Annotated in this window: 12 protein-coding genes; 4 read left to right on the plus strand and 8 right to left on the minus strand. The window is 71.5% G+C overall.

The window, feature by feature from the left end:
* Positions 1 to 327: 327 nt before the first annotated feature.
* Positions 328 to 1,995 carry a L,D-transpeptidase family protein gene (locus B9O00_RS27000; protein WP_085125830.1) on the minus strand — a complete coding sequence of 556 codons (1,668 nt, stop codon included), beginning with the start codon at positions 1,993 to 1,995 and terminating at the stop codon, positions 328 to 330.
* A 162-nt stretch (positions 1,996 to 2,157) separates the two neighbouring features.
* On the opposite strand from B9O00_RS27000, the gene B9O00_RS27005 reads away from it, so the two are divergent.
* Positions 2,158 to 2,364, plus strand: a complete 207-nt coding sequence (locus B9O00_RS27005; RefSeq protein WP_085125831.1) for a DUF6494 family protein — start codon at positions 2,158 to 2,160, stop codon at positions 2,362 to 2,364.
* Between the two features lie 51 nt (positions 2,365 to 2,415).
* On the opposite strand, the gene B9O00_RS27010 is transcribed toward B9O00_RS27005, so the two are convergent.
* Both B9O00_RS27010 and B9O00_RS27015 read right to left on the minus strand, forming a co-directional pair.
* Positions 2,416 to 3,525, minus strand: a complete 1,110-nt coding sequence (locus tag B9O00_RS27010) for a glycerophosphodiester phosphodiesterase (RefSeq protein ID WP_085125832.1) — start codon at positions 3,523 to 3,525, stop codon at positions 2,416 to 2,418.
* A 57-nt stretch (positions 3,526 to 3,582) separates the two neighbouring features.
* Positions 3,583 to 4,209, minus strand: coding sequence for an FMN-binding negative transcriptional regulator (locus tag B9O00_RS27015; RefSeq protein WP_085125833.1), 627 nt, complete (start codon positions 4,207 to 4,209; stop codon positions 3,583 to 3,585).
* Between the two features lie 180 nt (positions 4,210 to 4,389).
* On the opposite strand from B9O00_RS27015, the gene B9O00_RS27020 reads away from it, so the two are divergent.
* Complete coding sequence (locus B9O00_RS27020) at positions 4,390 to 5,274, plus strand: choice-of-anchor Z repeating domain-containing protein (RefSeq protein ID WP_085125834.1); 885 nt, start codon at positions 4,390 to 4,392, stop codon at positions 5,272 to 5,274.
* 15 nt (positions 5,275 to 5,289) lie between these two features.
* Here B9O00_RS27020 and B9O00_RS27025 read toward each other — a convergent pair whose 3' ends face one another.
* Entirely contained in the window at positions 5,290 to 5,499 is a 210-nt protein-coding gene (locus B9O00_RS27025; RefSeq protein WP_085125835.1) for a hypothetical protein, read from the minus strand.
* A gap of 146 nt (positions 5,500 to 5,645) precedes the next feature.
* Here B9O00_RS27025 and B9O00_RS27030 point away from each other — a divergent pair, with 146 nt between their 5' ends.
* Positions 5,646 to 6,560, plus strand: a complete 915-nt coding sequence (locus B9O00_RS27030; RefSeq protein WP_085125836.1) for a transcriptional regulator GcvA — start codon at positions 5,646 to 5,648, stop codon at positions 6,558 to 6,560.
* A gap of 28 nt (positions 6,561 to 6,588) precedes the next feature.
* Here B9O00_RS27030 and B9O00_RS27035 read toward each other — a convergent pair whose 3' ends face one another.
* The 4 genes from B9O00_RS27035 to sdhC are packed head-to-tail and all read right to left on the minus strand — an operon-like array spanning position 6,589 to position 10,019.
* Complete coding sequence (locus B9O00_RS27035; RefSeq protein WP_085125837.1) at positions 6,589 to 7,368, minus strand: succinate dehydrogenase iron-sulfur subunit; 780 nt, start codon at positions 7,366 to 7,368, stop codon at positions 6,589 to 6,591.
* Positions 7,369 to 7,398: 30 nt separating this feature from the next.
* Complete coding sequence (gene sdhA, locus B9O00_RS27040; RefSeq protein ID WP_085125838.1) at positions 7,399 to 9,186, minus strand: succinate dehydrogenase flavoprotein subunit; 1,788 nt, start codon at positions 9,184 to 9,186, stop codon at positions 7,399 to 7,401.
* Between the two features lie 51 nt (positions 9,187 to 9,237).
* Entirely contained in the window at positions 9,238 to 9,612 is a 375-nt protein-coding gene (gene sdhD / locus B9O00_RS27045; protein WP_085125839.1) for a succinate dehydrogenase, hydrophobic membrane anchor protein, read from the minus strand.
* A 20-nt stretch (positions 9,613 to 9,632) separates the two neighbouring features.
* Complete coding sequence (gene sdhC / locus B9O00_RS27050) at positions 9,633 to 10,019, minus strand: succinate dehydrogenase, cytochrome b556 subunit (protein WP_085125840.1); 387 nt, start codon at positions 10,017 to 10,019, stop codon at positions 9,633 to 9,635.
* 783 nt (positions 10,020 to 10,802) lie between these two features.
* Between sdhC and B9O00_RS27055 the strand changes: the two genes are divergently transcribed.
* The coding region (locus B9O00_RS27055) for a transposase (RefSeq protein WP_143596358.1) at positions 10,803 to 11,069 on the plus strand (267 nt) is incomplete at its 3' end.

The raw sequence follows: 11,069 nt of genomic DNA on the forward strand, positions 1-11,069 counted from the left end.
CTTGGTTAACAGAATCACCGGCCAAGTCAATCGGCCCGTGCACGAACGACCTGTGACAACGGTCGACGAGATCTCAGCCCAGGTCATGCACTTAGAGGCTGAGGCTCAGAGAATAAATCAAATAGAACCGGGGTTTGGCCGGCCTTTTCCGTCCTGCGGGTAGGGCTTTTCCCGCCCAGACCTCCGATTTCGGGACAGTTCGCCGCAGGCCGGGCTGCCCGCCCGGCGGTCCGTCCGCCGCCGCAGCGGACACGGCCGGCCTCTCGCACGAAGGGCCGGGGCACGGGCCCCGGCCCTCTCGGCGACCGGTCTTTCCGGTGGCGGCGGTCAGCTGCGCCGGGGCGCGCCCTGCGGCTCCTCGGCGAGCAGCAGCCGGTTCCGGCGCAGCTGCTCGATCATGTCGGCGTCCCGGCCGTAAACGTCGTCGTAGAAGTGCGCGACGCCTTCGCCGTCGACCCAGGCGGTGAAATAGGTCACGTGGACCGGCCAGGTCCGGGCCAGCGGGATTCGCGTCCTCTCGCCCCCGGCATAGACCTGCTCCAGGCGCGCCATGTCCCAGCCCGGCACCTCCTTCAGGATCAGCGCGGCCAGGTCGTCGGGCCGCGCGAGCCGCACGCAACCCGAGCTCAGCGCCCGCCGTGCCCGGCTGAACAGCTCGTGGTGCGGGGTGTCGTGGAGATAGACCGAATAGCGGTTCGGCAGCATGAACTTGATGCGGCCGAGCGCGTTGTACGGCCCCGGCGCCTGGACCAGGCGGTACGGCAGGCTGTGGGTGTTGGCGCGCACCTGGCTCCAGTCGACCAGGTAGGGGTCGACCGGCGTCGCGTTCGGCGACCAGCTGACATAGAGCGTGATGTTCTGCTGGGCCAGGTAGCCGGGATCCCGGCGCAGCTTCGGCAGGTAGTCCTTGGCGAAGATCGTCGGCGGCACGGTCCAGGTCGGGTTGACCTCCAGGTAGCGCATCTCGGCCGAGAACATCGGCGTCGGCCGCGACGGCAGGCCGTTCACCACCGGCATGCGCAGCACCACCCGGCCGTCCTCGACGGCGCGCATCTCGAAGGCCGCTGTGTTGACCAGGATGTAGCGCTCCCCGAGATCGTGGGGCAGCCAGCGCCAGCGCTCCATGTTCGCCTCGACGACGCCGATCAGCTCCCCGACCGGGCGGTCGAGCGCCGCCAGGGTGTTCGGCCCGACCCGGCCGTCGACCGCCAGTCCGTTGCGCTGCTGGAAATGCCGCACCGCGGCCTCGAGCGACGGATCGAAGAGCGCGGGCTCCGCGACCTCGGTCTCGGCGCCGTCGGTCGCCGCCAGGCGGGCGCGCAGCGCGGCGACCCTGGGGCCGCTCATCCCGGGATCGAGCGTGTCGCCGGCCGGGATGCGCGGCCAGCCGCCCGCGGCGGCGCGCTCGCGCAGCGCGGCCAGCGTCGCCCGCAGCCGGCGGTACTGCGCGTTCGCCGGCGCCAGGGCCTGGAGCGCGGCGGCCACGTCCTCGGCGGCCGCAAGGCCGCGCACCGTCGCGACCGCGTCGAGCGGGGGCGCGTCGCCGTCCAGACCCTCGCCCTGGCCGCGCAGCGCCGGCCGGCCGCCGGCGAGATCGCGCACGTAGTCGAGCAGGCCGGCGCTGAGCAGAACGTCGAGGTCCTGCCAGCGAGCCGCGGCCCGGGCGCTGTCGATCTCGGCGCTGTAGTAGCTCAGAGGATCCAGGCCCTCGGCGTCGGCCGACTCAAGGGCTGTGAGCGCCGCCTCGCCGCGGACGCTGAGGCCGTCGCCGGCGGCATCGAGCCAGATCGGCTGGAAGCCGCGCGAGCGGTAGAGACGCTCGAGCCGTGATTCGGCGAGCAGATGCCGGTCGAGATCGCTCGGCGCCGCGGCCGCCGGCGGTGCCTGCAGCTCGCCCGGGGTCAGCGCGACCGCGTCGCGCAGCTGCAGGCCGGTCGCCAGGCAGCAGGCGGCGGCAACCAGTCCGATCGAATGCAGGGAAGCTTGCTTCAACATCGAGGACACCTCGTTCAAACCCGACCCGCCCGCTGCGGCGAGCCACGGGACGTAGCCCGTCCGCGCGGCCTTTGCACCGGGCCTTTGCGCCCTTTACAAACGGCTCGAGGCCGAATCCGATCCCCTTCCTGTGAAATTGGATGGCCCGGGAGAGAAGCAAGCATGAACGAAGACGCCTTCAACATGTCGCTGCGCAAGTTCCTGAAGCAGGTCGGCGTGACCTCCCAGCGCGAGATCGAGACGGCCGTGCGCAATGGCCTGGAGAGCGGCGCGCTGGCCGGCCGCAAGTCGGTCAAGGCTCGGATGACCCTGACCCTCGAGGGGCTCGATCTGGAGCACGTCGTCGAAAGCGGCATCGAGCTCGAGTAGCCCGGAAGCGCGCCGCCGCCCTCGCGCCGACCGCGGGGCCGTGGCGAAAGCTCAGTCGGACGAGCCCGGATAGGCGGCCGGCAGGGGCAGGCCCTTGTCGGCCATGACCTTGCGCAGCCGGTCCGGATAATCGGTGACGATGCCGTCGGCGCCGTCGTCGATCAGCCGGCCCATGTCGACCGGATCGTCGACGGTCCAGACGACGACCCTGAGGCCGAGGTCGTGGGCCGTGGCGATGTCGCCCTCGCGCAGGTCGCGGTAGTAGGGCGACCAGACCGCGCCGCCGGCCGCCTTGACCAATGCCGGCACCTTGCCGGGATAGTCGTCGGCATCGAGCCCGGCGAGCCAGGCCGACAGGCCGGGACGGCCGCGCTGCAGGTTGTCGAGCCAGGAGCGCTCGGCCGTCAGGTGCACGGTCGGCAGGCCGGGCGCCAGCTCGTGCACGACGGCGAGGCTGCGCCAGTCGAAGGACTGGATGTTCGCGCGGTCCTGGACGCCGGCCTTCCGGATCGCGTCGACGACGGCGGTCGCGATGACCCTGGGCGGCGCCGAGGCCTCGGGGTCGTCGGGCGCCAGCTTGGTCTCGATCGAATAGCGGACGTGGCCGCCGCTGCGCGCCTCGCCCAGCGCCAGCACCGCGGCGAGGGTCGGCACCGGCACGTGGTCGAGGCAGGGCTGGTCGGGGAAGTGCTTGGCGGTCTTGCCGCCGGGCTTCGCGCAGCCAAGGTCGTAGCGCTGCAGCTGGGCCAGGGTCAGCGAGAGGATCGGCGGCCCCTCGCCGGTCAGCCACTGGCCGTCCGGGCCGCGGGCATGGTCGGGCGGCAGCCGCCGGTCGTGGATCACCACCGGCACGCCGTCGGCGGTCATGTTGACGTCGAGCTCCAGCGTGGTGACGCCGATCGCCAGCGCCTTCTCGAAGGCCGGCAGCGTGTTCTCCGGCATCAGGCCGCACGTCCCGCGGTGGCCGAGCAGCTCGAAGCCGATCTTGTCGCCGGCCAGGGCGGTCGGCGTGAAGGAGCGGGCGTCGAACGAGACGTACAGGCCCGCGCCGAGCAGCAGCAGCGTCGCGAGGAGCGCGCCGAGCGAGTTCGCGGAGAGGCGGCCGAGGGCCCGCGGGTTGGCGAGCTCGTGCGGCGATTCCGGCCGGTCCGGCTGGGTCATGGTGGCGAGGCTAGCACCGCCAACGGGGAATGGCACCCGCGGCGGCGGGCTCGGGCGTCAGGCGATGCCCAATCGGGTCATCCAGTCGGCGGTGGCGCGCGCCGCCGGGTCCGGCTCGGCGGCGAGGCCCGCGGCGACGCCGGCCCGGTCGGCGGCGGCACGGTTCTGCGACAGCTTGGCCTTGGCCTCGACCCGCTCGGTCGCGATGGCGAAGCCGAGCACGTTGCCGCGCATCTTCGCCAGGAAGGCCGGGTCCTGGCCGGCCGTCGACCAGGGCTCGGCCCGGCCGGCCTCGTAGGTCGCGGTCAGCGCGTCGAGCAGGCCGGCGGTCTCGGCGTCGCCGAGCAGCGCGACCGGGCCCGAGACCTGGACCGAGAGGTAGTTCCAGGTCGGCACCGCCGGCCCCGGCCGGTAGAGGCTCGGCGAGACGTAGGCGTGCGGCCCGGAGAACACGACCAGGGCGCGGCCGCCGCTCCCGGCGAGGCGGCGCAGGCTGGCGCTCTGCGGATTGGCCGCGGCGAGATGGCCGAGCAGGCGGCCCTCGTCCGGCCGGTGCAGCAGCGGCAGATGGCTGGCCTCCGGGCCCTCGGGCCCGGCGGTCACCAGCAGCGCGAAGGAGTGCGCGGCGATCAGCTCGGCGATCGCCTCCGGGGCATCGAGGCGGAAGACGGGCGGCAGGAACATGGTCGGGACCCTCCGGCGGAACGAGGACCGAGACTAGCGGGAAAGCGGCCTCAGGAAAGGTCCGCTTTCATGGCAGCCGAAGGGTCCACCACCGGCGCCCGCCGCTTGCGACCGACGATTGTATTCACAGGGATCCGAGCCTATCGTCATTCTCGGACGGGGTTTGCGAGGGGCAGAGCCATGGCCGATCAGAGCGTTCAGGGCGCACCGGGCAGCGTCGAGCAGAGCGGCAACGGACCGGCCCCGGCGGGCGGCCGCGAGTCCGGCAGCCCACCGGCGGGAACCCTGCTGGTCGTGGCGCTGACCGTCTACCTCTTCGCCGTCACCGCCGGCGCGCTCTGGCTGCTGCTGGTGAAGTCGCCGGTCCCGGCGCTGCTCGGCCAGACCGGCAATGAGGCGCCGGTGTCGACCGACTGGCAGATGCTGCACCTGGTCATCGCGATGGGCGCGCTGGGCAGCGTGATCCACGCCGCGACCTCGCTGGCCGACTATGTCGGCAACCGCGGCCTGGTGCGCAGCTGGGCCCTGTGGTTCGTCATGCGGCCGCTGACCGGCGTGCTGCTGGCGGTCGTCTTCTTCTTCCTGCTGCGGATGGGCGTGGTCCAGCCGAGCGCGAACGCCGGCGCCAGCGCCCTCAACCCGATCGCGATCGGCGCCCTCTCGGGCCTGGTCGGCATGTTCTCGAAGCAGGCCATCGACAAGCTGGCCGAGGTCTTCGACACGCTGTTCCAGGGCCGGCACGACGAGGACCGCAAGGACAAGCTGCCGAAGAGCGAGGGTCAGGCCGGTTCGACGAAGCCGGCGACGATCGCCTCGGCGCTACCGGCGACCCTGGCCAAGGGCCAGCAGGATCCCGTGCTGACCCTGACCGGCCAGGGCTTCGGCGCGACGCCGCAGGCGACGGTCAACGGGAGCCCGCGGGGCAGCAGCCTGAACGGCGACGGCAGCCTGAAGGTCACGCTGACCGCCCAGGATGTCGCCGCGGCCGGCAGCCTGCAGGTCGCGGTGCTGCCCGGCGGCAATGCCGCGCTCGCCAGCCCGCCCGTCACCGTGACCGTGCAGTAGAAGCTCCCGCGGGCCTCAGCGCAGCCGCAGCCGCTCCAGCACCGTCGCCAGTTCCGGCTCGGCCGGCGGCAGGTCCAGCTCGGCGCGCAGCCGCCAGGGCAGGCGGGCGAGCAGGCCGCGCCCGCCCTGCTCCGCACCGGCCGGCTCGGGCCGTCGCGCTGCGCCCCATCCAGCCGGCCGCCGCCGCTCCTCGGGCGCGGGCAGCCATTCGACGATCGCCGCCATCACAAGGCTCCTTATCTAAATTTCTTCAGGTCACGCGGCGCCGACGCCCGTAGCGCCGCGCCGCCTTCCCTTTATTTCTGCGCGATAGGGCAGAGGGACAAACGATTTCCCTTGAGCCGATCTTTTAGGAAAACTAAATACCGGAGATGCCTGACGAGCGCCGCCGCCTGCCCTCCCTGACGGCGCTGCGCGCCTTCGAGGCGGCGGCACGCCACCGCAGCCTGACCCGCGCCGCCGAGGAGCTCAGCGTGACGCCGGCCGCCGTCAGCCACCAGGTCAAGCTGCTGGAGCAGGAGCTCGGCGTGACGCTGCTGCGCCGCGACGGCCGGGGCCTGGCGCCGAGCGAAACGGCCCTCGCCGCGCTGCCGCTGCTCGGCCAGGCCTTCGAGGGGCTGCGCGGCGCGGTGCGGCTGCTGCGGCCCGAGGCCGACGACCGCATCCTGACCATCTCGGTGGTGCCGTCCTTCGCCTCGACCTGGCTGCTGCCGCGCCTCGAGTCGTTCCAGGAGGCGCATCCCGAGATCGACGTGCGGATCGGCACGAAGTGGGGCCTGACCGACTTCCTGCGCGAGGAGGTCGACCTCGCGATCCGCTACGGGCCGGGCGACTACCCCGGCCTGTTCGAGGAGCGGCTGTTCGCCGAGGAGTTCTTTCCGGTCTGCAGCCCGCGCCTGCTCGGCGGGCCGCATCCGCTGCACCGGCCGGAGGAGCTCGTGCACCACCGCCTGCTGCACGTCGATTCGCCGCCGGACTGGCGGATGTGGCTGCAGGCGGCCGGGGTCGAGGGCATCGACGCCAGCCGCGGCCCGCGCTTCTACCAGACCGTCTTCGCCCTGCAGGCCGCCGAGCAGGGCCAGGGCGTGGCGATCGGCACGACGGCGCTGGTCCAGGACCTGCTGGCGGCCGGGCGGCTGGTCAAGCCCTTCGAGCTATCGGTGCCCCACACCCACGGCTACTACCTGGTCTGCCCGCCGGGACACCTGCAGCGGCCGAAGGTCGCCGCCTTCGCCGACTGGGTGCGCGCCGCCGCCCGCGAGGGCCCGTTGCGCCCGGCGCGCTGATTCGCGTTCGGGAGGGCCGCGGAGGCGGTCAGCCCTTGCGCTCGACCATCAGCTTCTTGATCTCGGCGATCGCCTTGGCCGGGTTCAGGCTCTTCGGGCAGGTCCGCGTGCAGTTCATGATGGTGTGGCAGCGGTAGAGCCGGAAGGGGTCCTCGAGCTGGTCGAGCCGCTCGCCGGCGAACTCGTCGCGGCTGTCGGCGATCCAGCGGTAGGCCTGCAGCAGGATCGCCGGGCCCAGGTAGCGCTCGCCGTTCCACCAGTAGCTCGGGCAGGAGGTGCTGCAGCAGAAGCAGAGGATGCACTCCCAGAGGCCGTCGAGCTTGGCGCGCTCCTCCGGGCTCTGCGGCCGCTCGCGCCCGGGCGCCGGGCTGGTGGTCTTGAGCCAGGGCTCGATCGACTGCAGCTGGGCGTAGGCCTGGTTGAGGTCCGGCACCAGGTCCTTGACCACCGGCTGGTGCGGCAGCGGGTAGATCTTCACGTCGCCGTCGACGTCGTGCAGGTTCTTGGTACAGGCCAGGGTGTTGGTCCCGTCGATGTTCATCGCGCAGGAGCCGCACACGCCCTCGCGGCAGGAGCGCCGGAAGGTCAGGGTCGGGTCGATCTCGTTCTTGATCTTGATGAGCGCGTCCAGGACCATCGGCCCGCAGGCGTCGAGGTCGATCGTGTAGCTGTCGACCCGCGGGTTCTGGCCGTCGTCGGGATTCCAGCGGTAGACCTTGAAGGTCTTGGTCTTCTTCGCCCCCGACGGCGCCGGCCAGGTCTTGCCGGTGCCGATCTTCGAGTTGGCGGGCAGCGCGAATTCAGCCATGGTCCGTCGCTCTTTCCTGGTTTCCAGCCGTCAGTAGACCCGCGCCTTCGGCGGAAACGACTGCACCTCGTTGGTCATCGGCTGCAAGTGGACCGGCCGGGTGTCGAGTCGGGCCTTGCCCTTGTCGTCGACCCAGACGATCGAGTGCTTCATCCAGTTCTCGTCGTCGCGGTTCGGGAAGTCCTCGCGGGCATGCGCCCCGCGGCTCTCCGGACGCTCGGCGGCCGAGCTCATGGTCGCCACGGCCTGGCGGATCAGGTTCTCGAACTCCAGGGTCTCGACCAGGTCGGAGTTCCAGACCATCGAGCGGTCGCTGACCGAGATGTCGTCCTTGCGCGCCCAGACCTCATCGAGCTTGGCGACGCCCTCCTTCAGAGTGTCGCCGGTGCGGAACACCGCGGCGTGGGTCTGCATGACGCGCTGCATGTCGAGGCGCAGCTGCGCGGTCGGCGTGCCGCCCTTGGCGTGGCGCAGCCTGTCGAGGCGGCTCATCGCCAGCTCGTCGGCATCGGCCGGCAGCGGCTTGTGGCCCTCGCCCGGGGTCATGGTGTCGGCGCAGCGCTTGCCGGCGGCGCGGCCGAAGACGACGAGGTCGAGCAGCGAGTTGGAGCCCAGGCGGTTGGCGCCGTGCACCGAGACGCAGGCCGCCTCGCCGACCGCCATCAGGCCCGGCACCACCGAGTCCGGATCGCCGTCCCTGCTGGTCACGACCTCGCCGTGGAAGTTCGTCGGGATCCCGCCCATGTTGTAGTGGCAGGTCGGGAGCACCGGGATCGGCTCCTTGGTCACGTCGACGCCGGCGAAGATCTTGGCGGTCTCCGAGATGCCGGGCAGGCGCTCGTGCAGCACCTTGGGATCGAGGTGCTCCAGGTGCAGGTGGATGTGGTCCTTGTGCGGGCCGACGCCGCGCCCCTCGTTGATCTCGATGGTCATCGAGCGGCTGACCACGTCGCGGCTGGCCAGGTCCTTGGCCGAGGGCGCGTAGCGCTCCATGAAGCGCTCGCCCTCTGAGTTGGTGAGGTAGCCGCCCTCGCCGCGCGAGCCCTCGGTGATCAGGCAGCCGGCGCCGTAGATGCCGGTCGGGTGGAACTGCACGAACTCCATGTCCTGCAGCGGCAGGCCGGCGCGCAGCACCATGGCGTTGCCGTCGCCGGTGCAGGTGTGCGCCGAGGTGCAGGAGAAATAGGTCCGCCCGTAGCCGCCGGTCGCCAGGATCACCTTGTGCGCGCGGAAGCGGTGGATCGTGCCGTCGTCCAGGTTCCAGGCGACGACGCCGCGGCACGCGCCGTCCTCCATCATCAGGTCGATGGCGAAGTACTCGATGAAGAACTCGGCGTTGTTGCGCAGCGACTGCTGGTAGAGCGTGTGCAGGATGGCGTGGCCGGTGCGGTCGGCGGCGGCGCAGGTGCGCTGGGCCGTGCCCTTGCCGTACTCGGTGGTCATGCCGCCGAAGGGGCGCTGGTAGATCTTACCCTCCTCGGTGCGGCTGAAGGGCACGCCATAGTGCTCCAGCTCGATGATCGCCGGGATCGCCTCCTTGGTCATGTACTCGATGGCGTCCTGGTCGCCGAGCCAGTCGGAGCCCTTGACCGTGTCGTACATGTGCCAGCGCCAGTCGTCCGGGCCCATGTTGCCGAGCGAGGCCGAGATGCCGCCCTGCGCCGCGACCGTGTGACTGCGGGTCGGGAAGACCTTGGAGATGCAGGCCGTCTTCAGGCCGGCGGCGGCGAGCTCCAGGGTCGCGCGCAGGCCCGCGCCGCCGGCGCCGACGACGACGACGTCGTAGGTGTGATCGACTTTGGTATAGGCCTCGGGCATGACGGCTGCCTTTCTTGGGGCTCTCGCGGGCGGTCCGGCGCTCCGGGCGGCTCAGACCATCAGGGACAGGACGGACAGCGCGGCGATCGCGCCGAGCAGCAGGCAGGCGCCCTTGACGAGCAGCACGCTCGCCAGCTTGCAGCCTTCGCGGTGGACGTAGTCCTCGATGACGACCTGCAGACCGAGCGCGGCGTGCCAGAAGGTCGCGCCGATCAGCAGGACCAGCAGGGCGCCGCTGACCGGGCTGCCGGCCCAGTCGACGAAGCTCTCGTAGTCGGAGCCGATCAGCGAGATCACCGAGATCACGAACCACAGCACCAGCGGCACCAGGGCCAGCGCGGTCAGGCGCTGGGCCCACCAGTGGGCCGTGCCGTCGTGGGCCGAGCCGAGGTGTCGGACGCGGGCGAGCGGGCTGCGCAGGCTCATCGATTGCTTCCTTCCGGCGCTCAGTAGAGGACCAGCCCGACGATCCAGGCGAGCAGGGTCAGCACGGCGGTGCCGACCAGCACGGCCCAGCCGCTGCGGTAGACGGTCGGCAGCTCAAAGCCGAGGCCGGCGTCCCAGGCCAGGTGCCGGATGCCGTTGCAGAGGTGGTAGAACAGCGCGACCGACCAGGCGAACAGCAGGATCAGGCCGATCGGCGAGCCGACGAAGCCCTGGGCATGATCGAAGGCCTCGGGGCCGGCGGAGGCGGAGGCCAGCCAGTAGACCAGCAGCAGCGTGCCGACCGCGATGGCGACGCCGGTCATGCGGTGCAGGATCGAGAGCACCGAGGTCAGCTGCGGGCGGTAGATCTGCAGGTGCGGGGACAGGGGCCGGTTCTGGACGGACATGCTTCGGCGTTCCTCCGCGGGATCGGATGGGCGGGCCGGTGAGAGATCGCGGCGCCCGGGGGAGTCGCGCAACGACATACTGCGCTGCGGCAGGCAAGTCAACGAAGCCCCCGGCCCGTCGTACCGGCCGGATTGCCGCAAATCCTTGAGCAAATTGGGGGAATCGGAACGCCGGCGGCGCCCCGGCCGGGGCTTGTGGATAAGCCGGTGGAGCGGCTGTCGACGGTTTGTGCGAAAGACCGGAAAAGACCCCCGGGAATCTGCGTCACGATGCCCTCGACGCGCTTCCCGGCGGGCCGGCTTTGCCCGACCATCGTGCCCAGCACCAGCGTGTGCCGAGGTCTCGCCGGTCTCTCGACGAAGCGTCCCACCCACCTGCGCGGGACGGCTGCGGCGGGAAGAGCGGAGGCCTCGACCGGACGGCGCAGCGCCGGGCCCGAGAGGCCCGGAAGCGGCCAACCGGGGCCGGCACCGGCCCGGGCCCCCGCGAGGGGTCACGGTTCCGTCGCCGGCCGGAAGGTCCGCCGCCGCCCGCGCGAACCGGGCGGCAGCGGACGCCGGGAGGCCTCCCGGCTGCCGCGGCGGCGCATGCCAGGCCCGCCCGGCGAGCCGGAGCCCCACCGGTCACGCGGCTGGATGCCCCGGAGCGTAGCCAGACCCTGGCGGGCTCCACGCGAGGCGTCGGGAGGCGCGGATCCCCTAGCAGGCTGCTGAAAAAGTGTCTTCCGGCTCTGTGCGGGAGGTGATTCGATTCCGTCATGGTGTTGCCGAGGGAGGCTTGGCATGCGCGGCGGGGATGCGGGTTCGGGCGAGCTGTTCTCTTACGTGAGCTGCGAAGCTCGGGTGCCGTCGGATCATCCTCTGCGGGGGATCCGGGCGATCGTCGACGAGGCGCTGGAGGTTCTCTCGCCGCGTTTCGATGAGCTCTATTCGCGGATCGGGCGGCCGTCGATCGCGCCGGAGAAGCTGCTGCGGGCGCTGCTGCTGCAGGCCTTCTACTCGATCCGCTCGGAGCGCCAGCTGATGGAGCAGCTGGACTACAACCTGCTG

The organism is Tistlia consotensis USBA 355 (assembly GCF_900177295.1).
Lineage (GTDB): Bacteria > Pseudomonadota > Alphaproteobacteria > Kiloniellales > DSM-21159 > Tistlia > Tistlia consotensis.

Coding starts and splice junctions, on each gene's coding strand:
- B9O00_RS27035 (WP_085125837.1), bottom strand. CDS start 7,368: ATGGCTGAATTCGCGCTGCCCGCCAACTCGAAGATCGGCACCGGCAAG.
- B9O00_RS27015 (WP_085125833.1), bottom strand. CDS start 4,209: ATGTTCCTGCCGCCCGTCTTCCGCCTCGATGCCCCGGAGGCGATCGCC.
- sdhD (WP_085125839.1), bottom strand. CDS start 9,612: ATGAGCCTGCGCAGCCCGCTCGCCCGCGTCCGACACCTCGGCTCGGCC.
- B9O00_RS27025 (WP_085125835.1), bottom strand. CDS start 5,499: ATGGCGGCGATCGTCGAATGGCTGCCCGCGCCCGAGGAGCGGCGGCGG.
- B9O00_RS27010 (WP_085125832.1), bottom strand. CDS start 3,525: ATGACCCAGCCGGACCGGCCGGAATCGCCGCACGAGCTCGCCAACCCG.
- sdhA (WP_085125838.1), bottom strand. CDS start 9,186: ATGCCCGAGGCCTATACCAAAGTCGATCACACCTACGACGTCGTCGTC.
- B9O00_RS27030 (WP_085125836.1), top strand. CDS start 5,646: ATGCCTGACGAGCGCCGCCGCCTGCCCTCCCTGACGGCGCTGCGCGCC.
- sdhC (WP_085125840.1), bottom strand. CDS start 10,019: ATGTCCGTCCAGAACCGGCCCCTGTCCCCGCACCTGCAGATCTACCGC.
- B9O00_RS27020 (WP_085125834.1), top strand. CDS start 4,390: ATGGCCGATCAGAGCGTTCAGGGCGCACCGGGCAGCGTCGAGCAGAGC.
- B9O00_RS27000 (WP_085125830.1), bottom strand. CDS start 1,995: ATGTTGAAGCAAGCTTCCCTGCATTCGATCGGACTGGTTGCCGCCGCC.
- B9O00_RS27005 (WP_085125831.1), top strand. CDS start 2,158: ATGAACGAAGACGCCTTCAACATGTCGCTGCGCAAGTTCCTGAAGCAG.